General features: G+C 71.6%; 17 protein-coding genes and 1 pseudogene. 10 read left to right on the top strand and 8 right to left on the bottom strand.

Annotated features, from left to right (window positions below; all coding sequences use genetic code 11):
* Positions 1-3: 3 nt before the first annotated feature.
* Together OHT57_RS17510 and OHT57_RS17515 are read right to left on the bottom strand one after the other, a co-directional pair.
* Complete coding sequence (locus OHT57_RS17510) at positions 4-1,251, bottom strand: hypothetical protein (protein ID WP_328747349.1); 1,248 nt, start codon at positions 1,249-1,251, stop codon at positions 4-6.
* Positions 1,248-2,768 (bottom strand): amino acid adenylation domain-containing protein, encoded by a 1,521-nt coding sequence (locus OHT57_RS17515; protein ID WP_328747350.1) that lies wholly within the window; start codon positions 2,766-2,768, stop codon positions 1,248-1,250. The genes OHT57_RS17510 and OHT57_RS17515 overlap by 4 nt, the downstream gene beginning before the upstream one ends.
* A gap of 302 nt (positions 2,769-3,070) precedes the next feature.
* Here OHT57_RS17515 and OHT57_RS17520 point away from each other — a divergent pair, with 302 nt between their 5' ends.
* Positions 3,071-5,290 (top strand): molybdopterin oxidoreductase family protein, encoded by a 2,220-nt coding sequence (locus tag OHT57_RS17520; protein ID WP_328747351.1) that lies wholly within the window; start codon positions 3,071-3,073, stop codon positions 5,288-5,290.
* A 44-nt stretch (positions 5,291-5,334) separates the two neighbouring features.
* On the opposite strand, the gene OHT57_RS17525 is transcribed toward OHT57_RS17520, so the two are convergent.
* On the bottom strand, positions 5,335-5,760 hold the full coding sequence (locus tag OHT57_RS17525) for a gamma-glutamylcyclotransferase family protein (RefSeq protein ID WP_328747352.1): 426 nt from the start codon (positions 5,758-5,760) through the stop codon (positions 5,335-5,337).
* 131 nt (positions 5,761-5,891) lie between these two features.
* Here OHT57_RS17525 and OHT57_RS17530 point away from each other — a divergent pair, with 131 nt between their 5' ends.
* Positions 5,892-7,547, top strand: a complete 1,656-nt coding sequence (locus OHT57_RS17530; RefSeq protein WP_328747353.1) for a M4 family metallopeptidase — start codon at positions 5,892-5,894, stop codon at positions 7,545-7,547.
* Positions 7,548-8,024: 477 nt separating this feature from the next.
* Here the strand turns inward: OHT57_RS17530 and OHT57_RS17535 are convergent, their stop codons facing one another.
* Positions 8,025-8,630 carry an NADPH-dependent FMN reductase gene (locus OHT57_RS17535; protein ID WP_328747354.1) on the bottom strand — a complete coding sequence of 202 codons (606 nt, stop codon included), beginning with the start codon at positions 8,628-8,630 and terminating at the stop codon, positions 8,025-8,027.
* A 335-nt stretch (positions 8,631-8,965) separates the two neighbouring features.
* Between OHT57_RS17535 and OHT57_RS17540 the strand changes: the two genes are divergently transcribed.
* Both OHT57_RS17540 and OHT57_RS17545 read left to right on the top strand, forming a co-directional pair.
* Positions 8,966-9,487 carry a hypothetical protein gene (locus tag OHT57_RS17540; protein ID WP_328747355.1) on the top strand — a complete coding sequence of 174 codons (522 nt, stop codon included), beginning with the start codon at positions 8,966-8,968 and terminating at the stop codon, positions 9,485-9,487.
* Positions 9,488-9,619: 132 nt separating this feature from the next.
* Entirely contained in the window at positions 9,620-10,303 is a 684-nt protein-coding gene (locus OHT57_RS17545; protein ID WP_328747356.1) for a class F sortase, read from the top strand.
* Here OHT57_RS17545 and cpt read toward each other — a convergent pair.
* On the bottom strand, positions 10,287-10,832 hold the full coding sequence (gene cpt, locus OHT57_RS17550; protein ID WP_328747357.1) for a chloramphenicol phosphotransferase CPT: 546 nt from the start codon (positions 10,830-10,832) through the stop codon (positions 10,287-10,289). The genes OHT57_RS17545 and cpt overlap by 17 nt on opposite strands.
* A 339-nt stretch (positions 10,833-11,171) precedes the next feature.
* On the opposite strand from cpt, the gene OHT57_RS17555 reads away from it, so the two are divergent.
* From OHT57_RS17555 to OHT57_RS17575, 5 genes are all read left to right on the top strand, one after another.
* Positions 11,172-12,386, top strand: coding sequence for an NAD(P)/FAD-dependent oxidoreductase (locus OHT57_RS17555; RefSeq protein ID WP_328747358.1), 1,215 nt, complete (start codon positions 11,172-11,174; stop codon positions 12,384-12,386).
* Positions 12,386-14,989: a nitrite reductase large subunit NirB gene (gene nirB, locus OHT57_RS17560; RefSeq protein ID WP_328747359.1), complete on the top strand. Its 2,604-nt coding sequence runs from the start codon at positions 12,386-12,388 to the stop codon at positions 14,987-14,989. The genes OHT57_RS17555 and nirB overlap by 1 nt, the downstream gene beginning before the upstream one ends.
* Positions 14,986-15,336, top strand: coding sequence for a nitrite reductase small subunit NirD (gene nirD / locus OHT57_RS17565; protein WP_328747360.1), 351 nt, complete (start codon positions 14,986-14,988; stop codon positions 15,334-15,336). The genes nirB and nirD overlap by 4 nt, the downstream gene beginning before the upstream one ends.
* A gap of 46 nt (positions 15,337-15,382) precedes the next feature.
* A complete protein-coding gene (locus OHT57_RS17570; protein WP_328747361.1) occupies positions 15,383-15,967 on the top strand; it encodes a TetR/AcrR family transcriptional regulator in 585 nt (194 codons plus the stop codon).
* Positions 15,968-16,069: 102 nt separating this feature from the next.
* Complete coding sequence (locus tag OHT57_RS17575) at positions 16,070-16,840, top strand: SDR family NAD(P)-dependent oxidoreductase (protein WP_328747362.1); 771 nt, start codon at positions 16,070-16,072, stop codon at positions 16,838-16,840.
* A gap of 6 nt (positions 16,841-16,846) precedes the next feature.
* On the opposite strand, the gene OHT57_RS17580 is transcribed toward OHT57_RS17575, so the two are convergent.
* Entirely contained in the window at positions 16,847-17,773 is a 927-nt protein-coding gene (locus OHT57_RS17580; protein ID WP_328747363.1) for an oxidoreductase, read from the bottom strand.
* Positions 17,774-17,855: 82 nt separating this feature from the next.
* Between OHT57_RS17580 and OHT57_RS17585 the strand changes: the two are divergent.
* Positions 17,856-18,131, top strand: a pseudogene (locus OHT57_RS17585) (excalibur calcium-binding domain-containing protein); the annotation flags it as partial.
* Between the two features lie 136 nt (positions 18,132-18,267).
* Here the strand turns inward: OHT57_RS17585 and ppdK are convergent.
* Positions 18,268-20,988, bottom strand: a complete 2,721-nt coding sequence (gene ppdK / locus OHT57_RS17590; protein WP_328747364.1) for a pyruvate, phosphate dikinase — start codon at positions 20,986-20,988, stop codon at positions 18,268-18,270.
* Between the two features lie 419 nt (positions 20,989-21,407).
* Positions 21,408-22,610 (bottom strand): ROK family protein, encoded by a 1,203-nt coding sequence (locus tag OHT57_RS17595; protein ID WP_328747365.1) that lies wholly within the window; start codon positions 22,608-22,610, stop codon positions 21,408-21,410.
* Between the last annotated feature and the right edge of the window lie 3 nt (positions 22,611-22,613).

Genomic DNA, 22,613 nt, shown 5'->3' on the forward strand with positions numbered 1-22,613 from the left:
GGGTTACGAGTCCCAGATCGCGCCGTACGCCGGAATCCCCCGCCGCTCCAGGCCGTGCACCACCTGATAGGTCAGCTTCTTGTTGGAGATGCAGATGACCGCCTCGGCGCCGAAGTCCCGGTAGGCCTCGTGAGCGAGGCGCACCATGTCGGGCTTGCCGCGCCGGGAGGTGTCCCAGACCAGGGCGTGCGGCTGGACGGCGAGGATCTCGTCGACCAGGGCGTCGCCGTAGGTGGTGCGGGGGTCCCGGGTGGCCCAGACCAGGCGGGAGGGGACCTCGGCGGCGAGGAGATGGGGCAGGCAGGGGCCGATGCCGCTGCCGGTGGCGACGTAGACCACCTTCTTGAACAGGGTCTCGATGTTGGCGACCCCGGCCGTGGTGATGCCCTTGACCCAGACCTTCGACGGCAGGTCGTCGATGAAGGAGCCCGTCCAGTCGCCGGCCCGGGAGATCGTGAGCCGGAAGCCCGGCTCGCCGGGTGCGGGGACGTTGGCGAAGGAGTGCCATTCCTTCAGCGGGCCGCGGCTGATCGCGGTGGAGGAGCCCGCGAAGGGGGTCTCGCCGTGGTCGAAGCGGGCCAGCACGACGTGCGGGGAGGGACGTTCGAGGCGTACGGCCACCTTGCGCAGCCGGAGCCAGGGCAGGGCGACGCTGAAGGTGACCACCGCGAGGACGGACACGGAGACAGGACCGGCCCCGGACAGCAGCGTGTGTGTCCAGAACAGGGCGAGGGCGGTCCAGCCGCCGAAGCGGTGGATCTTCTCGAAGTGGTCGTGGTGGCGGGAGCGGAACGGGGGCAGGGCCGTGGCGATGATGAGCGCGAGGAGCGCCAGCAGGGTCCAACCGACCGCCATGAGCGTGCCGTTGGCCGTCATGACCGTCAGCGCCAGGAACCAGGCCGTCCCGGCCAGCGCCCCGCCCACGTGCAGTCCGCCGAAGTGGTAGACCTTCCCGAGCGTCCAGCGGATCTTCAGCGGCCAGCTCGTCGGGGGCCAAGTGGCCAGCCGGAAGAGGAGGTTGACGACGTACTGCTGGCGGACGATCACGGCGAGCGCGAGGTCGGCGAGGGCCGCGTGGCCCATGACGCGCACCGAGGGGACCCAACTCACGTACAGGAACACGAGGTTCGCCGCGATCACGAGGCCGGCCAGCCGGTTGTAGTGCATCAGCCGCGGGTGCTTCAGGAGCCTCCTCGCCGCGGAGGTGAGGGGTGGGAGACCGGTCGTCTCGCGCACGGGTGCGGTGGTCATCGGGCCACCGCCAACCGCTCGTCGGCCATCCGCAGCAGGGCCTGCTTGTCGATCTTGCCGCGGTCGGTCTCCGGTAGGTGTGTCAGGGGCATGACACTCTCAGGCACACAGTAATAGGGCAACACTTCCGCCACCGCCCGCCTCGCCGCGTCGGAGTCCACGTCCGCCGGGCAGACGAACGACACCAGGGTCCGTGCGTCCCGCTTCAGGGTCACCGCGCGCACGCAGCCCTCGACCGACTCCAGGACCGAGGAGACGGAGTCCAGCTCGACACGGAAGCCGCGCACCTTGACCTGGTCATCGGTGCGGCCGAGGTGTTCGAGCTCGCCGCCGGGGGTCCAGCGGCCCAGGTCACGGGTGCGGAACATCCGGTGGTCGCCGCCGAGGAAGGGGTCGGGGGCGTAGCGCTCGGCGTTCAGCACGGGGTTGTCCAGGTAGCCGGCCGAGACGCAGTCGCCGCCCGCCCACATCTCGCCGACCGCGCCGATGGGCAGCGGGCGCCGGTCGGCGTCCAGGACGTAGACCGTGTTGTTGGGGGTGGGGCGGCCGATGGTGAGCGCGGGGGCCCCCGGGTCGTGGCGGCCCATGGTGTTGACGATGGTCGTCTCGGTCGGGCCGCAGCAGTTGTGGAAGACGGCCCGGCGGGCCCAGCGGTCCGCGAGGGGGCGCGGGCAGGGCTCCCCGGCGACGGCGACCGTGCGCACGCGCGGGCAGGCGGCCGGGTCGATGCCGGACAGGACGGTCGGGGTGGCGATCAGGACGTCGGCCGTACGGGCCGCCGCGGTGAGGTCCTTGCCGCGGATGACGAGGGTGCCGCCGTGGGCGAGGCAGCCGAGGATCTCCCAGGCCGCCATGTCGAAGGCCACGTTGAGCAGTTGGGCCACCCGGTCGCCGGGACGGATACCCAATCCGCCAGGCTCGATGAGGAGGATGTTGGCGACGTTGCGGTGGGTGACCTTCACCCCGTTGGGGCGGCCGGTGGTGCCGGAGGTGAACAGGACGTAGCAGCCGTCGTCGGGGCGGACCGCCGGGACGGGCGCGGCCGGTGGCTCGTACGGCAGCGGCTCGTCCAGGGTGATCACGCGCGGGCCGTTCGGGACGCGGGTCGCGTGCGCGGCGACGGTCAGGACGACCCGGGTGCGGGCGGTGCGGACCACGTGGGCGAGCTGGGCCGGGGGTGCGAGGCCGATGTCCTGGGGGACGTAGGCCGCACCCGCCTTCAGGATGCCGAGCAGGCCGACGAGCATCGGGATCGAACGGCGTACGAAGAGCCCTACGTGGTCTCCGGGCCGTACGCCCTCACGGGCCAGGCGGGCGGCGAGCGCGTCGGCGTGCCGGTCGAGCTCGCCGTAGGTGATCGTCGCGCCCCGGTGCTCGGCGGCGACGGCGCGCGGGGCGGTCGCGGCCCGGCGCTCGACGGCACGGTGGACGAGCGGGTCGGGGACGGGTACGGCCGGGCCCCGGCCGTACCGATGGAAGAGATCTTGGTCGCGGGGGGTCAGATGGCGCAGAGGCATGCTGGGGGAACCTCCTGGCTGGCTGCTCGCATGACGGTTTGCCTGGCGCCAAGCTGGATCCGCGCTCGACTGTAGCCGCGGTTCTCCAACTCTCAACGATGCGTGATCGGCCAACCATGCAATGAAATGCGCCACATGTGGCGTCTTTCACATCGGAGGCAACTTCCGTAGTTTCCGGCGCCGACTCTCAGGTGGGCGAGTGCGCACCTCACCTCTCCCGGGGCCCGATCGGGAGGTCGCCGTGTCGGCCGCGTAACACGGAGCCGTCCCCGGCGTAACACGGCGGAAGCACGCTGAAAGGCATGCCGAACTCCGCGACGCCCACGCACTGCCCGTACTGCGCCCTGCAGTGCGGCATGAACCTCACCCCCGCTCCGGACGGGACCGTCGAGGTGAGTGAGCGCGCGGACTTCCCGGTGAACCGGGGCGCGCTGTGCGGCAAGGGCCGGACAGCGCCCGCGGTGCTCTCGTCCCGGGTGCGCCTGACCTCCCCGTTGGTGCGCTCCGGGGGCACACTCGTGCCCGCCGGCTGGGACGAGGCACTGGACCGGATCGCCGAGGAGCTGTCCCGCACGCGCACGGAGCATGGCCCGGACGCGTGCGGGGTCTTCGGCGGGGGCGGCCTCACCAATGAGAAGGCGTACACGCTCGGAAAGTTCGCGCGCGTGGTGCTCGGCACCTCGCAGATCGACTACAACGGCCGCTTCTGCATGTCGTCGGCGGCGGCCGGCGGAATGAAGGCGTTCGGCCTGGACCGGGGGCTGCCCTTCCCGCTGGAGGACATCCCGAAGTCGGGCTGTGTGATCCTCGTCGGTTCGAACCTCGCCGAGACCATGCCGCCGTCCCTGCGGTTCTTCACCGAACTCCGGGAGAACGGCGGCACGTTGATCGTCGTCGACCCGCGCCGCACCAAGACCGCCGAGCAGGCGGACCTGCACCTGATGCCGCGCCCCGGGACGGATCTCGCGCTGGCGCTCGGGCTCCTGCACCTGATCGTCGCCGACGGACTCGTGGACGAGGAGTACGTCCGTGAGCGCACGGTCGGCTGGGAGGACGCGCGGGCCGCGGCGATGGCCCACTGGCCGGAGTACGTCGAGCGGATCACGGGCGTCCCGGTGCCCCAACTCCGCGAGACCGTAAGGATGTTCTGCGAGCCCGAGGCCGCGATGGTCCTCACCGCGCGCGGGCCCGAGCAGCAGTCCAAGGGCACCGACACCGTGAGCGCGTGGATCAATCTGTGTCTGGCGACGGGGCGGGCGGGGCGCCCGCTGTCCGGGTACGGGTGTCTGACCGGCCAGGGCAACGGACAGGGCGGGCGCGAACACGGCCAGAAGGCCGACCAGTTGCCCGGCTACCGCAAGCTGGACGACCCGGCGGCGCGGGCACATGTCGCCGACGTGTGGGGCGTGGACCCCGACTCGCTGCCGGGGCCCGGACGCAGTGCGTACGAGCTCCTCGACGCGCTCGGCACGGACATCAGGTCACTGCTGCTGATGGGGTCCAACCCGGTGGTGTCGGCGCCGCATGCCGCGCACGTCGAGGAGCGCATCAAGTCCCTCGACTTCCTTGTCGTCTGCGACGTCGTGCTGTCCGAGACGGCGGCCCTGGCGGACGTGGTCCTGCCGGTGACGCAGTGGGCCGAGGAGACGGGCACGACGACCAACCTGGAGGGGCGGGTACTGCTGCGCCGGCAGGCCATCTCTCCCCCGGACGGCATCCGCAGCGACCTGGAGGTCATGCACGAGCTCGCCGCCCGACTCGGTGTGGAGAAGGGCTTCCCGACCGACCCCGAAGAGGTCTTCGAGGAACTGCGCCGGGCGAGCGCGGGCGGCCCGGCCGACTACTCCGGGATCACTTACGGCCGCCTGGCCGAGGAGAACGGGGTGTTCTGGCCGTGCCCGACGCCGGACGATCGGGTCGGGGCGGGGAGTGGGGGCGAGGGCCGGGGGATGTCCGACGGCCGGGACGAGAGCCACGGCCGGCACAGGAGCGACGGCCGCGGCTTGAGCGGGACCGGCGGCCAGGGTGCGGCCGTGGACGACGGCCGGGGCGGCGTGCACCCCGGCACCCCGCGGCTCTTCCTCGACCGTTTCGCCACCCCGGACGGGCGGGCCCGGTTCGTCGCCGTGTCGCACCGGGCGATCGCGGAGGAGCCCGACGAGGAGTACCCGGTGCTGCTGACGACCGGCCGGGTCGTGGCGCAGTACCAGTCCGGTGCGCAGACCCGCCGCGTGGACGAGCTGAACGCCGCCGCGCCGGGGCCGTTCGTGGAGCTGCACCCGCGGCTCGCGGAGCGGCTCGGGGCGGCCGAGGGCGACCCGGTGGCCGTCGTCTCGCGGCGCGGGCGGGCCGTGGCACCGGCCCGCATCACGCTCGGGATCCGCCCGGACACCGTCTTCATGCCCTTCCACTGGTACGGCGAGGGCCGCGCCAACACCCTCACCAACCCGGCCCTCGACCCGACGTCACGGATGCCGGAGTTCAAGGCGTGCGCGGTGCGGTTGGAGACGGTCAAGTCGTAGGGACCGCAGGTCAGTCGGCCCGCACCCCGCACCACTCCCCCCGCTCAGCGGCGGGTCAGCCAGTCGCCGCTCTCGATCAACGTGCCGCGCGCTCGCAGGCGGACGGCGACGGTGGGCGCCGCCACGTACACCCAGGCGCGTACGGCCGTGCCGTCGGCCGTCCGGGTCACCTCGCGGGTGACCCGTTCGTAGAGGTTGCGCGGGTCACCGGGCGCGTACTCCTCCAACTCGTCGAGGGCGGTGAGCAGTTCGTCGTACTCGTCGGCGCGGGCGGTGACGAGGTCGCCGAGAACCGGTCCGCCGCCCGGTTCCTCGACGGCGTACGGGTAGCCGGGTCCGTCGTACAGCAGCGCGCCGTCGAGGCGGCCCGGCTGTTCGGAGCGGATGCGGCCGCGCAGGAGGAGGTCGTGATTGGCCTCGCCGGGGCGGAGGGTGCCGTAGACGAAGAACGGGAGTCTCACGGGGGTCACAGAAACGATTCTCTCCTCTCACAAACCTGCACGTGACGCGGTATGGACATGGCTTGTCATGACCTCTTAAATCTTCGTCAACGTCCGTGCCACCCCCCACGCGCCCCGTTGGCGTCTTTCAGAGGAGACCGATGAGTCGGATACGGCCGTACGTCCGAGGTGCACGTTCCCGTCGTCTCGCCACAGCCGGAGTCGCCGCCACCGCGGCCACCCTGCTGGCCGCCGCCCTCTCCCCCACCGCAGGCGCCGCCGACCGACCGACCAGGGCGACCGCGCTCGACAACGCGGCGTCGGTCCTCACCGACCGGGCCTCGACGCTGGGGCTCACCTCCGCCCAGAGCACGAAGGTCCGCGACGTGATCGTCGACGCCGACGGCACACAGCACGTCCGCTATGACCGCACGTACCGTCAGATCCCGGTCCTCGGCGGGGACTTCGTGGTCCACCTGGCACCCGACGGGGCGTACCGCAGCTCCTCCCGCGCGACGAGAAACGCGATATCCCTGGCCAGCGTCACCCCGGCCCTCTCCGCCCCGAAGGCGGCCGACCTCGCGGCGAACGCCCTCAAGGCGGCCAACCTCGGCGAGACGCTGAAGAAGCTGACGGCCAAGCCGCAGCTGGTCGTCGACGCCCTGCACGGCGCTCCGAAACTGGCCTGGCAGACGAACGCGGCGGCGCAGGACTCGCTCGGCAACCCGGTCGCGCGCACGGTCCTCACCGACGCGCGGACGGGTGCGCAGATCGACGCGTGGGACAGCATCGAACAGGCCGCGGGCGACGGCAAGTCGCTGTACGGCGGGACGGTTCCGCTGCAGACGACGCTGTCGGGGTCGACGTACCAGCTCAAAGACGCGACGCGCGGGAACACGTACACCGGTGACGCGGCCAACAAGACCGACCTGTGCTTCCTGAACATCTGCTTCAGCCGGGCGCCGGCGACGCTGTTCACCGACGCCGACAACCACTGGGGAACGGGGGCGAGTTCGGACCGTGCGACGGCGGCCGTGGACGCGCAGTACGGCACCGACGTCACCTGGGACTACTACAAGAACGTCCACGGGCGGAACGGCATCGGCGGGGACGGCAAGGGCTCCTACAACCGCGTCCACTACGGCAACAGCTACAACAACGCCTTCTGGGACGACAGTTGCTTCTGCATGACGTACGGCGACGGTGACGGGACGCAGCTCGGTCCGCTGGTGTCGCTGGACGTGGCGGGCCACGAGATGTCGCACGGCGTGACGTCCAAGACGGCGGCGCTGACCTACTCGGGCGAGTCCGGCGGCCTCAACGAGGCGACCTCCGACATCTTCGGCACGCTGGTGGAGTTCTACGCGGGCAACTCCTCGGACACCGGCGACTATCTGATCGGCGAGAAGATCGTCCGCTCCGGCTTCGGACGCGACGCCCTGCGCTACATGGACAAGCCCTCCAAGGACGGCAACTCGGCCGACTCCTGGAGCAGTTCGGTGGGCAACCTGGATGTCCACTACTCCTCGGGCGTCGCGAACCACTTCGCGTACCTGCTGGCCGAGGGCAGCGGCGCAAAGACGATCAACGGCGTCAGCTACAACTCCCCCACCTCCAACGGCTCCACGCTCACCGGTATCGGCCGGGACAAGCTGGGCGCCATCTGGTACCGGGCACTGACGGTCTACATGACGTCCTCGACGAACTACGCGGGGGCGCGCACGGCGACCCTGAACGCCGCGAAGGATTTGTACGGTGCGGGCAGCACGGAGTACAACGCGGTGGCGGCGGCCTGGAGCGCGGTGAACGTGAACTGACCTCCTGCGCAAGGATGGTGTGGTGCGGCCGCCTCGGGTGCCGGGGCGGCCGCATCCGGCCGGAACGAGGAGGGCCCATGGGCGGAGGCGACCCGCACATCCATGTCGAGGTGAAGGTGGTGCGCCGCGAGGCCGCCGTCCGCACCATGCTCGCGTCCACGTTCGGCCTGGCCGGGGACCTGCCGAGCGCCGTCGCCACCGGGTGCGGACTGCGGGTGCCGTACGCCATGACCTCGCCGCGGCCCGACAGCGTCACCTGCCTTGCCTGCCGTGAGCACGCCTGCTCCGAGCACCTGCGCTTCGCCGACGAGATCGAGCGTCTCGGCCGGCTGCCGGGATCGTCCGTCGGCGTCGTCGAGGCCCGGCAGGCCGCCGCCCGGCATCGGGCGCTCGCGGAGAGGTTCTCCGGCTCGGGGGCCGGCGCACCGGGTCCTGAACGACCGCCGCCCGGAAGCACGCCCCCCGGCGCGGGACGCCTCACCCGCCGTACGGCCTGGTCGCGCGTCCCTCCCTCAGAGTCCTTCCCCACCACACCAGTTGGTCCAGCATCGTCTTCGCCGCAGCGTCCGGGCCCGACGGGTCCTTCAGGCGGCCGTCGGCGAAGGAGCCTCCCGCGTTGTGGAAGCTCACCGTGTCCCTGACCGTCACCGCGTGGAGTTCCGCGAAGACCTGGCGAAGGTGTTCCACCGCCCGCAGACCGCCCGAGACGCCGCCGTAGGAGACCAGCGCCACCGGCTTGGCCTGCCACTCCGTGAAGTGCCAGTCGACGAGGTTCTTCAGACCGGCCGGGAAGGAGTGGTTGTACTCGGGGGTGAGGACCACGAAGGCGTCCGCCGACGCGAGGCCGGGGGTCACCGAGGAGAGCGCGGCGGTCGCCTCCGGGGTCGGGGCGAGGTCCAGGGGCAGGGCGGTCTCGGCCACGTCGACGACCGTGGGGACCAGATCGTCGCGCTCGCGCAGGTGGTCCAGGAGCCAGTCGGCGACGACGGGGCCGAAGCGGCCATGGCGGTTGCTGCCGATGACGAGAGTGACGCGCAAAGGGGCGGTGCGGGCTGTATCGGCCCGCTGAGCCGTTTCGGTCATCGGAGCTGTATCGGTCTTCTGAGCTGTTTCGGTCTTCTGAGCTGTTTCGGTCTGCATGCGGATCAGCCTCTTACCTCGACCTGAGTTGAGGTCAAGTGCCGATCTCCGGCAGCGGGTCACCCGTTCACACGCGCGCCCCGCGCTCTTCGGGTTCTCTTCGGCGGCACCCCTGCCGTACGGCGATGACCTGCTGAAACTCCGGCCGCGGCACCCGGCGGCACCTCGATCTGACACCCGTTCACCACATTTCTGACGCACCCTCAGGAAGCGGGTTCGGCCCACTGCCACTTACCTCGACAGCAGAGGGATCCCGTCCGAGAGCTCGAAGGAGCACCATGCGCACCACCGCCCGCCTGCTGACCGGCAGCGCGCTCGCCGTCGCCGCCGCAGGTCTCGCCTGCGCGCCCGCCCACGCCGGTGACGCGGACGGCCTGGAGGTGTTCCCGTCCTCCGTCGTGCCAGGCGGACAGGTCACCGTGAACACGGCGGCGTGCGGGGACGGCGGTACGGCGGCGGGGGACGCCGGCGCGGTGGGCGCGGGCGCCTTCACGCTGGCGCCCAGTACGCACGCGGGTGACGCGATCGGGCAGTTCCGGGTGCCGCCGAGCGCGCAGCCGGGGACGTACGAGATCGCCGCGACCTGCGCCGAGGGCGGCCGGCGGGTGATCGGGGACCTGGTGGTGACGCTGACCTCGCAGCGTCAGCCGGTGCACCCCAGGGGAAGTGTGAAGACGGGGGTCGGTGGCGCTCTTGGCCCCGATCCCGTGCAGACCGCGGCCGGCGTGGCGGCTCTCGCCGTCGCCGCCGCGGGCGGTACCTGGCTCCTGCATCGCCGGGCGAGAGGCGACGGGATCTGACGGACACCCTCCGCTGTCCGTCCGCCGGTACCGCATGTCCCCTCCCCTCCGGGCCCGACGCCCCTCGCGGCCCGGAGGGGGTGGGAGACCGGCCCGACTCCGGGCCGCCCGACTTCTGCGAGAGGAGGCCCCGTGCGCGCGTTCGGCAACCGCGGCTTCCGCGACCGCGGCTTCGGCAACCGCCGGTTCGGCAACACCGCCATAGCGGGCGTCACCGTACTGGCCCTGTGCAGCGGTGCGTGGCTGCTGCACAGCGGCGCCGAGACGCACGCCCCGCCGCAGCCGTCCGCCGCCCAGGCCCACTCCCCCGCAGGGGACGCCCCCGGCCGCGACGCCTCGGGAGCCACCGCGCCCGCGCTGCCGCCCTCCCCGCCCGACCGGATCCGCATCCCCGCGATCCGCGTGGACGCTCCCCTGATGGGCCTGGCCCTCACCCGCGGCGGCAGCCTCGACGTGCCGCCGGCCGCGCGGGAGAACCTCGCCGGCTGGTACGAGGCCGGCACCACTCCCGGTGAGAGGGGCACCGCGATCGTCGCCGGGCACGTCGACAACGCCGACGGTCCCGCCGTCTTCTACAACCTCGGCGCCCTGCAGAAGGGAAGCGCGATCGAGGTGGACCGGCGTGACGGCGGTGTCGCGGTGTTCACGGTGGACGCGGTCGAGGTGTACGACGCGAAGGACTTCCCCGACGAGAAGGTGTACGGAGCCGCGAAGAGGCCCGAACTGCGGGTGATCACCTGCGGCGGGGGTTACTCACGCTCGACCGGTTACCGGGGGAACGTGGTGGTGTTCGCGCACCTCACGGGGAGCCGCTGACGACCGCGCCGGCGATGGCCCGTGCGCAGTCCCGGGATCCGGCCCGGGTGGTGTCGACCTCGATGTCGTAGAGCACGCCCCGGTGGACGGTCTCCGCCTGCTTCTCGGCCATCCCCTGCGCCCGGTCGCCCCGCGCGATCTCGCGGCCCGCGGCGACGGCGGCCTCGCAGCGCACGCCGACCCACAGGACGTCCAGTCCCGCCAGGGCCCCGCGCCAGCGCTCCTGGGAGCGCGGACCGCCGAGGAAGACGTCGTCGACGATGACACGGGCGCCCGCGCGGGCCGTCGCGGCGAGCCCGGCCGTCCAGGCCGCCTCCAGCCGCCTGAAGTCCGCTCCGACGCTCACCCCGCCGTCCGCCGTGACCTCGATGCCCGTGTCCGACTCCTGGAGGGCCGGGGGCAGGGAGTCGACGAAGTCGTCGATGCCGAAGGTCAGCCAGGGCTCCGGCAGCACGGCCTGGAGGCAGCGGGCGATGGTCGACTTGCCGGAGCTGGAGCCGCCGTTGAGCACGATCACCTGAGTCGTCACCAGGGCACAGTAGGGGAGCTCGGCCCCGGGGCCCCACCGGTTTACGCCGCGGCCCCTCCTCGGCGCGGTGAAGTCCGGTGGGGCCCGGGGCGGACCGTGTGTCCTGTCACACGGCCGCGGTGACGGCGGCGCTGCCGAGCAGCCGGTGGCGCACGGGTCGTAGACCATGCCGTACGCCCTCACCCGTGCCGACGCCCGTATCCGGCGCGTCCTCACAGCAGGCACCGGCCGCACGCTCCGAACCCTCACATCCGTCCCCGTCCCTTGCTGAGGGCAGCGTTCCTCGCGGGAAACAGGGGTGATGCGGTCGGGTAACACCCGCAACGCACGCTCCTGGACATGACCTCGAATACGCGTGTGGTGGTGATCGGCGCCGGACTCGCGGGCGTCCGTCTCGCCCGGCGGCTCGGAGAGCTCGGCACGCCCGTGACGCTCGTCGGCGAGGAGGAGCACCGCCCGTACAACCGGGTGCTCCTCGCCGAAGTGCTGGCGGGACGGTACACCCCGGACGTGATCGCCCTCCCGACGCCGGCCGCGCTGACCCGTGCGCGGGTGGCCGGCATCGACCGTGGGGCACGGACCGTCGAGTGCGCGGACGGCTCGAAGATCGCATACGACACGCTGGTTCTGGCCACCGGCTCGAACCCGGTGCTGCCGCCGCTGCGCGGTCTGTTCACCCCCGACCACGAACTGCCGGAGGGCGTCCACGCCTTCCGCACCATGGACGACTGCCTGGGCCTGTCCAAGGCGGTCCGGCCGGGAGTGAAGGCGGTCGTGATCGGCGGCGGGCTCCTCGGGGTCTCCGCGGCCCGCGCGCTCGCCCAGCGGGGCGCCCAGGTCGTCCTCGCCCAGCAGTCCGAGCGGCTCATGGAACGCCAGCTCGACCCGAGCGCCTCCAAGCTCGTCCGGCGTCACCTCGGGGCGCTCGGCGTCGAGGTCCACACCGACCTGCGCGTGCGTGACGTGCGCTGCGTCGGCGGCGCGGTCCGCTCGGTGGAGATGGCCGACGGATACACCCTCGACGCCCAGATCGTGGTCCTGGCCTGCGGCGTCCACCCCCGTGTCGGGCTCGCGCAGACAGCGGGCCTTCAGGTGCGCAAGGGAGTCGTCGTGGACGACGAACTGCGGACGTCCGACCCGTACATCCACGCCATCGGCGACTGCGCCCAGCACGACGGCAACGTCTACGGCCTCGCCACACCGGCCCTCGAACAGGCCGATGTGCTCGCCGAGTTGCTGGCCGGCCGGGCGAACGCCCGCTACACCGGCACCCGCTCGCTGACCCGGCTCACGCTTCCCGGACAGAGCGCCTTCGACCTGGCGGCGTTCGGCGAGACCGAGGCGCTCCCGGGCGACGACGTCGTCCAGCTCGCGGACGCCACCCGCGGCACCTACCGCAAGGTCGTCGTCCGCGACGACCGCCTGGTCGGCGGGGTCCTCGTCGGCGAACTCGGCACCGTCGGCGCGCTCGCCCGCGCCTGGGAGGGAGCAGAGCCGCTCCCCTCCGACGGCGGCCCGCTGCTCCACCTGCTCACCAACGATGGAGGCTCCTGATGACCGCCACCCCGGAGGCCACGGAGGCCACCCCCACGATCGTGCTCGTCGGCCACGGCATGGTCGGCCAGCGCTTCCTGGAGGCGCTCGCCGAGCGCGGCCTGACCGCCACGCACCGCGTGGTCGTGCTCTGTGAGGAGCCGCGTCCCGCATACGACCGCGTCGCGCTCACCTCGTACTTCTCGGGCCGGACACCCGAGGAACTCTCCCTGACGGACCTGGAGTTCATCGAGACGCACGGCATCGAGCTGTACGTCGGCGACGCCGCCGTGACGATCGACCGCGAGGCGAAGCAGGTCACCGCCCGGTCCGGCCAGGTCTTCGAGTACGAGACCCTCGTCCTCGCCACCGGGTCGTACCCGTTCGTGCCGCCGGTCCCGAACAAGGACGCCGAGGGCTGCTTCGTCTACCGCACGATCGAGGACCTCCTCGCCATCGAGGAGTACGCGAAGACCCGTACGACCGGTGCCGTGGTCGGCGGCGGTCTGCTCGGACTCGAGGCGGCCGGCGCCCTGAAGGGGCTCGGACTCACGTCGCACATCGTGGAGTTCGCGCCGCGGCTGATGCCGGTGCAGGTCGACAACGGCGGTGGTGCGGCGCTGCTGCGCACCATCGAGGAGATGGGCCTGAGCGTCCACACGGGCGTGGGCACGCAGGAGATCGTGGTCGACGAGGCCGGTGCCGTCACCGGCATGAAGCTCTCGGACGGTTCCGAACTCGCCACCGACCTGGTGGTGTTCAGCGCCGGTGTCCGCCCCCGCGACCAGCTGGCCCGTGACTCGGGCCTCACCGTCGGTGAGCGCGGCGGCATCTCGGTCGACGAGCAGTGCCGTACGGTCTCGGACCCGCACGTGTTCGCGATCGGCGAGTGCGCGCTGGCCTCCGACGGCCGGGTGTACGGCCTGGTGGCGCCCGGTTACGAGCAGGCCGAGACGGTCGCGGCGACCATCGCCTCCGACGAGGCGGCCTTCGTGGGCGCCGACCTGTCCACCAAGCTGAAGCTGCTCGGCGTGGACGTCGCCTCCTTCGGTGACGCGCACGGCGCCACCGCGGACTGCCTGGACGTCGTCTACTCCGACTCCCGCTCGGGCCTGTACAAGAAGCTGGTCATCGGCCGGGACGGCACACTGCTCGGCGGCATCCTGGTCGGCGACGCGGAGGCGTACGGCACGCTGAAGGCGTTCACCGGGTCCGTCCCGCCGGTCTCGCCGGAGTCGCTGGTGCTGCCCGCCGGAGCCGGCGAGTCCGTCCAGCTCGGCCCGTCCGCGCTGCCGGACGACGCGATCATCTGCTCCTGCAACAACGTCCGCAAGGGCACGATCCGCGGCGCGGTCACCGAGCACAACTGCACCACCGTGCCCGAGGTGAAGAAGTGCACCAAGGCCGGTACGACGTGCGGCAGTTGCGTCAAGGTCCTCGGCCAGCTGGTCACCGCCGAGCTGGAGGCGTCCGGCGTCGAGGTCGACAAGGGCCTGTGCGGCTGCTTCGCGCAGACCCGCGAGGAGCTCTACGAGATCGTCCTCGCCCTGCGCATCAACACCTACCAGGACCTCCTGGACCGCTACGGCCGCGACAGCGCCAAGGGCGGTGACGGCTGCGACATCTGCAAGCCGGCGGTCGCCTCGATCATCGCCTCCCTCGCCCCGACCATCGGCGCGAGCGGCTACGTCCTGGACGGCGAGCAGGCGGCGCTGCAGGAGACCAACGACCACTTCCTCGCCAACCTCCAGAAGAACGGCTCCTATTCGGTCGTCCCGCGCATCCCCGGCGGTGAGATCACCCCCGAGGGCCTCATCGTGATCGGTGAGATCGCCCGCGACTTCGGCCTCTACACGAAGATCACCGGCGGCCAGCGGATCGACATGTTCGGCGCCCGCGTCGAACAACTCCCTCTGATCTGGACCCGGTTGGTGGACGCGGGCTTCGAGTCCGGCCACGCCTACGGCAAGTCCCTGCGGACGGTGAAGTCCTGCGTCGGCCAGACCTGGTGCCGCTACGGCGTCCAGGACTCGGTCCGCATGGCGATCGACCTGGAGCTGCGCTATCGGGGGCTCAGGTCGCCGCACAAGCTCAAGTCGGCGGTGTCCGGCTGCGCCCGCGAGTGCGCCGAGGCCCAGTCGAAGGACTTCGGCATCATCGCCACCGCGAGCGGCTGGAACCTGTACGTGGGCGGCAACGGCGGCGCCACCCCGCGCCACGCGGACCTCCTCGCGCAGGACCTCTCCGACGCCGAACTGATCAGGCTGATCGACCGGTTCCTGATGTTCTACATCCGCACCGCCGACCGCCTGGAGCGCACCTCGACCTGGCTGGAGCGCATCCCGGGCGGCCTGGACCACGTCCGTGACGTGGTCGTGGAGGACTCCCTCGGCATCTGCGAGGAGCTGGAGTCCCTGATGACGGACCATGTCGCGCACTACGCCGACGAGTGGGCGACGACCATCAACGACCCCGAGAAGCTGGCCCGGTTCGTGTCCTTCGTGAACGCGCCGGACACCCCCGACCCGGTCGTCGGCTTCGTGCCCGAGCGCGACCAGATCAAGCCCGACCTGCCGCTGCTGACCATCGGCCACCGACCCCTGGAAGGAAGCGCCCAGCGATGACCCTGGCACCCGAGACGACCGACCTGAAGATCGAAATCCACCTGGACGGCGACTGGTTCGCGGTCTGCGAACTGACCCGGCTGCTCCCCGGCCGGGGAGTGGCGGCCCTGCTGCCCGACGGCCGTCAGGCCGCCCTCTTCCGCGACCGCGCCGGCGCTCTGTACGCCATCGACAACCGCGATCCGTTCGGCGGCGCGGCGGTTCTCTCCCGCGGCCTGACCGGCAGCCACCAGGGTCGGCCGTTCGTCGCCTCGCCCCTGCTGAAGCAGCGGTTCGACCTGGCGACCGGGCAGTGCCTGGACGACGAGTCGGTGCGGGTGGCCACGTACGAGGTGCGGGCGGCATAACGAAGTTTCTTGACCGATCGTTCTCGATGGTCCTAGTCTCGTGCGCGTGGCCAGGACCAAGGAGTTCGATCCCGAGACCGCGCTGCAGGCAGCCCTGGAGCTGTTCTGGCGGCGCGGCTACGAGGCGACGTCGATGTCCGACCTGGTCGGGCATCTCGGCGTCGGCCGGGCCAGCATCTACGCGACCTTCGGCAGCAAGCACGAGCTGTACCTGAAGGCACTGGAGCGCTACGACCGGGCGGGGCTCCCGCCGATGCTGCGGGAGCTGTCCCAGCCGGGGCCCGCACTTCCGGCCGTACGGGCGGTCGTGCGGCGGTACGCCACGGAGGCCGCCGACGGGCAACTGCGCCTGAACGGCTGCATGGTCACCAACGCGGCGGTCGAACTGGCCCCCCACGACCCGGCCACGGCCCGCCGGGTCGAACGCAACTGGGACCAGTTGGAGACCATGCTGCACTCGGCGCTGGTCCGCGCACAGGCGCAGGGCGAGCTGTCCGCGGACCGCGACCCGCTCACCCTCGCCCGCATGCTGCTGGTGCTGCTGCAGGGACTGCGGGTCGTCGGCAGGGCGTCACCGGACCCGTCCAGGGTGCGGGACGCGGCAGAGCAGGCACTGGCGTTGCTCGACTGAATCCACCAGGCGGGCGGCGCCTCTTTTTCTGCCGCCATACTGAACCGATCGGTCAAGAACCGGACGGCCGATAACCGGATCGGTCAAGAATCAGGGGAGATCATGACCACCACCACGCGCTTCGCCGGCAGGACCGCCCTCGTCACCGGAGCGGGGTCCGGGATCGGCCGTGACATCGCCCTGGCCTTCGCCGCGGAAGGGGCGCAGGTGGTCGTCGCGGGGCGCAGACGGGAGCCGTTGTCGGACACGGTCCGGCTGATCGAGGAGGTGGGCGGCAAGGCACTCGCGGTGACCGCCGACGTCTCGCGGGGCGCCGAGATCGAGGCGGTGATGGAGGCCGCGGTGGACCGTTTCGGCTCGCTGGACGTGGCCGTCAACAACGCGGGGGTGTTCCGGGGCGGGCAGCCGCTGGCCGACCTGTCGTCGGCGCACTGGCAGGAGCAGCTCGACATCAACCTCACCGGGGTGTTCCTGGCCCTGCGGGCCGAGGTCCGCCGGATGCGCTCACAGTCCTCCGGCGGCGCCATCGTGAACATCGCCTCCAGCATCGGCGCCCACACCCGCCGCCCCGGCGCAGCCGCCTACGCGGCCACCAAGGCGGCCGTCTCCGCCCTCACCCGGGGTGCCGCCCTGGACCACATTCGCGACGGCGTCCGCATCAACGCGGTCAGTCCCGGCCCGGTGGACACCCCGATGTCCCTGCGCCCAGGGGAGACGGATGCGGACCGCGCCGACCGTCTGCGGAGCGCGGTCCCGCTGGGCCGCGTCTCGTCCAGGTCCGAGATCGCCGCGGCCGTCCTGTACCTGGCCTCGGACGACGCATCCTCGGTGGTGGGCACGGACCTGGTGGTGGACAGCGGGGCGACGGCCTGACGCCGGTCAGGTCTTCAGGGCGTCGTACGTCACCCCCGTGAGCTGCTCCGAGGCGGCCCAAAGGCGTTGGGACGCCTGGTCGTTGCGGGTCCACGGGGCCCGCCGGGAGGGGGCCGGCGAGCCGCGCCACCCTGCCAGGGACGGGCCGGTGAAGGAGTCGGGCAGTACGCCCGGGGCGGTGGCGGCGTAGAGGGTGGGCAGGGCACCGCCGTCGGCGGACTGGGCGAAGAAGCGGTTGCCGATCTCCATGAAGCGTCGCGTCGCCCTGCGGCCCGCCATCCTCGGGCCCGCGGTCTGGAGGTTGGTGGCCGCGTACCCGGGGTGCGCGGCCACCGCGGTCACGTCCGAGCCCCTGGCGGCCAGCCTGCGTGCCAGTTCGTGCACGAAGAGCAGATTGGCGGTCTTGGAGCGGGCATAAGCGACCCAACGGCGGTAACGGCGCTCGCTGTTGAGGTCGTCGATGTCGATGTTGGCCAGCGCGTGCGCCGCGCTGGAGACGGTGACGACGCGGGCGGCGGGTGTCGCGAGGAGCACCGGGAGCAGGAGGCCGGTCAGCGCGAAGTGGCCCAGGTGGTTCACGCCGAACTGCGTCTCGAAGCCGTCCGCCGTCATGCCGTAGGGCAGCGCCATCACGCCCGCATTGTTGACCAGCAGGTCGAGACGGTCGTAGGGATACGCCGTCGCGAACTCCCGTACGGAGGCGAGGTCCCCGAGGTCCAGCCGGGCGAACTCCACGTCGGCGCCCGGGACTTCGCCGACGAGCCGGTCCCGGGCCTCGACACCGCGCGCCTCGCTGCGGCAGGCGAGCACCACGCGGGCGCCCCTGCGGGCGAGTTCCCGCGCGGTGACGTAGCCGATGCCGCTGTTGGCCCCGGTGACGACGGCCACGCGCCCGCTCTGATCGGGGACGGCCTTCTCGTTCCAGCCGGACATGCCGAGCTCCCTCCGCAGGGTCGGAGCCCAGCCTACGAGCGGGGAGCGCGGCGCGTAATCGTCCGCAGGGGCGCACGCGGTGACGGGGGCCGTGACGGCCACGACCACGGCCACGCCGACGGCGGAGCCGGAACCGGCGCCCACCGTGACCGCGACGACGACGGTCAAGGTGACCAGGACGGTCACGGCGCAGGCCGAGGCGGGCGCCGGCTCGGGGTCGGACACCGGCTCCGACAGCACCTACTACGCCAACTGCTCCGAGGCCCGCGCCGCCGGTGCGGCACCAATTCATCGCGGTGAGCCGGGGTACGCCTCGCACCTGGACCGGGACAACGACGGCGTGGCCTGCGACAGCTGACCCGGGGGCGGGGTCGACGGGAGGGCGGTACCCCCGCACAAGGGTGCCGCCCTCCCGTCGTGGTCCGGAGCCGCCGCCCGTCGGTTGAGGGTCGGGGACGGGCGGCGGATCCGGGGTCTGAGGGGCCGCCGGTGGCCTACCGGTGGTCGCTGCCGTTCGCCGTGATCGCCGCGCGGCCGGCCTCCAGGCGGGCGACCGGGATGCGGAACGGTGAGCAGGAGACGTAGTCCAGACCCACCTCGTGGAAGAAGTGGACCGACTCCGGGTCGCCGCCGTGCTCGCCGCAGACGCCGAGCTTGAGATCGGGGCGGGTCTTTCGGCCCGCCTCCGCGGCGAGCTTCACCAGGGAGCCCACGCCGTCCCTGTCGATCGTCTCGAACGGCGAGACCCCGAAGATGCCCTTCTCCAGGTAGGCCGTGAAGAAGCTCGCCTCCACGTCGTCCCGGCTGAAGCCCCACACCGTCTGGGTGAGGTCGTTCGTGCCGAAGGAGAAGAACTCCGCCGCCTCCGCGATCTGACCGGCGGTCAGCGCGGCGCGCGGGAGCTCGATCATCGTGCCGATGGCCAGCTTGAGTTCGGTGTCCGTGGCGGCCTCGACCTCGGCCACCACCTGGTCTGCCTCCTCGCGGACGATCTCCAGCTCCTGGACCGTGCCCACCAGCGGGATCATGATCTCCGCGCGCGGGTCGCCCTTGGCGGCCTTGCGTTCGGCCACGGCCTCGGCGATCGCCCGCACCTGCATGGTGAACAGACCGGGGATGACCAGGCCGAGGCGTACGCCCCGCAGGCCCAGCATCGGGTTCTGCTCGTGCAGGCGGTGTACGGCCTGCAGCAGCCGCAGCTCGTTCTCGTGCGGCTCCTGGCGGGACTCCGCGAGTGCCACGCGGACCGACAGCTCGGTGATGTCGGGGAGGAACTCGTGCAGCGGCGGGTCTAGGAGCCGGATCGTCACCGGCAGCCCGTCCATCGCCGAGAACAGCTCCACGAAGTCCTTCTTCTGGAGCGGGAGCAGCGCCTTCAGCGACTCCTCGCGCTCGGTCTCCGTGTCGGCCAGGATGAGGCGCTCGACCAGCTCACGGCGGTCGCCGAGGAACATGTGCTCGGTACGGCACAGGCCGATGCCCTGGGCGCCGAAGCGGCGGGCGCGCAGCGCGTCCTCGGCGTTGTCCGCGTTGGCACGCACCCGCAGCCGGCGCTTGCGGTCCGCGAACGCCATGATCCGGTGCACGGCCTCGACCAGTTCGTCGGCGTCGTTGGCGCCCGCGTGCATCCGGCCCTCGAAGTACTCGACGACCGGCGACGGCACGACCGGGACCTCGCCCAGGTAGACCTTGCCGCTGGAGCCGTCGATGGAGATCAGGTCGCCCTCCTCGACGACGTGTCCGCCCGGGACCGTCATCCGGCGCCGCTTGGTGTCGACCTCCAGCTCCTCCGCGCCGCAGACACAGGTCTTGCCCATGCCGCGCGCGACCACGGCCGCGTGGGAGGTCTTGCCGCCGCGGGAGGTCAGGATGCCCTCGGCCGCGATCATGCCGTCGAGGTCGTCGGGGTTGGTCTCCCGGCGGACCAGGATGACCTTCTCGCCCGAACGCGACCACTTGACGGCGGTGTAGGAGTCGAAGACGGCCTTGCCGACGGCCGCGCCCGGCGAGGCCGCGATGCCCCGGCCGACCTGTGCGACCTTGGTGTCCTCGTCGAAGCGCGGGAACATCAGCTGGGCCAGCTGGGCGCCGGTGACGCGCTGGAGCGCCTCGGCCTCGTCGATGAGGCCCTGGTCGACGAGCTGGGTGGCGATGCGGAAGGCCGCGCCCGCCGTGCGCTTGCCGACCCGGGTCTGGAGCATCCACAGCTGACCGCGCTCGATGGTGAACTCGATGTCGCAGAGGTCCTTGTAGTGGTTCTCCAGGGTCTTCATGATCTGCATGAGCTGGTCGTACGACTTCTTGTCGATCGACTCCAGCTCCGCGAGCGGGACGGTGTTGCGGATGCCCGCGACGACGTCCTCGCCCTGGGCGTTCTGGAGGTAGTCGCCGTAGACGCCCTGGTGACCCGAGGCGGGGTCGCGGGTGAAGGCGACGCCGGTGCCCGAGTCCGGGCCGAGGTTGCCGAAGACCATCGAGCAGACGTTGACGGCCGTGCCGAGGTCGCCGGGGATGCGTTCCTGGCGGCGGTAGAGCTTGGCCCGGTCGGTGTTCCAGGAGTCGAAGACCGCGTGGATGGCGAGGTCCATCTGCTCGCGCGCGTCCTGCGGGAAGTCCCGGCCGGCCTCCTTCTTGACGATCTTCTTGAAGGTGGTGACCAGCTTCTTGAGTTCGGCGGCCTCCAGGTCGGTGTCGACCGTGACCTTCTTGGCCTCCTTGGCCTTCTCGAGCGCCTCCTCGAAGAGGTCGCCGTCGACGCCGAGGACGGTCTTGCCGAACATCTGGATGAGCCGTCGGTAGGAGTCCCAGGCGAAGCGGTCGTCGCCGGCCTGCTTGGCGAGACCCTGGACCGACTTGTCGGAGAGGCCGATGTTCAGGACCGTGTCCATCATGCCGGGCATGGAGAACTTCGCGCCGGAGCGGACCGAGACGAGCAGCGGGTCGTCGGCCTGGCCGAGCTTCTTGGCCATGCGCTGCTCCAGCGCGTCGAGGTGCGCACTCACCTCGTCACGCAGTGCCGCGGGTTCGTCGCCGCTGTCCAGGTAGACCTTGCAGGCGTCCGTCGTGATGGTGAATCCGGGGGGAACGGGGAGTCCCAGGTTGGTCATCTCGGCGAGGTTCGCGCCCTTGCCACCCAGGAGGTCCTTGAGGTCCTTGTTTCCCTCGGTGAAGTCATAGACGAACTTGGCTACGTGGGGTTCTTTGTTTTCCGACACGGGTCTCGACTCCCTCGAGGACGCGGTGGCTGCCCTGACGGCCAGGAACATACCCAGATCGAAGGCGTCTGGGTACGTCTGCTCGGGCGTCATACGCCCGTAACCAGCCGTCTGCCAGCGGATCGAAAGTCAAAGCTTGGCAAGCGACAGGCGCCCGATGTTTTCACTTCTTGAACACGGCAACCCCCGTAGACCCCTCCAACCCGCTCATCTGAGCCCTCATTTGCACGCTTGATTTCGATCGATGAACGATCAAGGGGTGGCACTGAGTGCCACCCCTTGGAGAAGTACAGTCGTCCATGATCCGCTCATCAGAGCGCAACGCTACTCAAAGGTGGCGAGAATCACGCTGCCACAGGCACCGGGATTTCACCATGCGGACGGGCGTCCGGACCCGGACGGGGACGGAAACGCCGACGTCACACGCCCATGGCCAGCAGCCGTTCCTCGACCCGCTCCGCGGCGTACAGATGCTCCACGACCAGGGCCCCCGCCCCGACCAGCCCGGCCCGCTCACCGAGCCGCGAGGTCACGACCTCCAGGCGGGCGGTGGAGCGGGGCAGCGCCCGCTGGTACAGCAGCTCCCGGACGCCGGTGAGGAAGGCAGTTCCGGCCAGATCTCCGGCGATCATCAGGACACCGGGGTTCAGCAGCGTCACGACCGTCGCCAGCACGTCCCCGACCTGCCGCCCCGCGTCGCGTGCGAGCGCCGCCGCCTCGGGATGCCCGGACGCCAGCAGATCGCGCACATCCGAGCCCGAGGCCGCCGGCACCCCGCCCGCCGCCAGCCGCCGGGCCACGGCACCGCCGCTCGCGACGGCCGCGAGACAGCCGTAGGAACCGCATCGGCACAGCGCCTCCGCGCCCGCCGGCACCCGGATGTGGCCCAGGTCGCCCGCGCCGCCGTCGATGCCCCGGTAGACAGAGCCGTCGACCACGACTCCGGCGCCGATCCCCGTCGAGACCTTGACCAGGACGAACGCCGAGCAGTCGGGGTGGGTCGTGCGCTGTTCGCCGTACGCCATGAGGTTGGCGTCGTTGTCGACGAGCACGGGGACCGGGCCGGTCCCGGTGTGCTCGGTGAAGGCTCCGGCCAGGCGGGTCCTTATGTCGTAGCCGTCCCAGCCGGGCATGATCGGCGGCTGGACCACCCGGCCGCTCTCCGTGTCGACCGGACCCGGTACGGCGAGTCCGATGCCGCAGACCTCGTCCGCGCGGTGGCCCGCCTTCTCCAGCAGCTCGGCGAACCAGCGGCCCAGCTCGCCGAGCACGACGTCGGGGCCGTCCTCGATCGCGAGGGGTCCGCTGTGCTCGGCGAGGATCTCGCCGGTCAGGGACAGCACGCACGCACGCGCGTGCCGGGTCTCCAGGTCGGCGGCGAGGACGACGGCGTGGGCGTCGTCGAACTCCAGGGTGATGGAGGGACGGCCGCCCAGCGGGGAGTCGACGGGGCCTCCGGCGCCCTCGCGCAGCCAGCCTGCGCGGAAGAGCCGGTCCAGGCGCTGGCCGACGGTCGCCCGGGACAGTCCGGTGGCCTGCTGGAGCGCTCCGCGCGTGACGGCTCGCCCGCTGCGGACCAGTTCGAGCAGATCTCCGGCGCCGGTCTGACTCCGTCCGGCCATGCG

Origin of the sequence: Streptomyces sp. NBC_00285, assembly GCF_036174265.1 — a bacterium.
Lineage (GTDB): Bacteria > Actinomycetota > Actinomycetes > Streptomycetales > Streptomycetaceae > Streptomyces.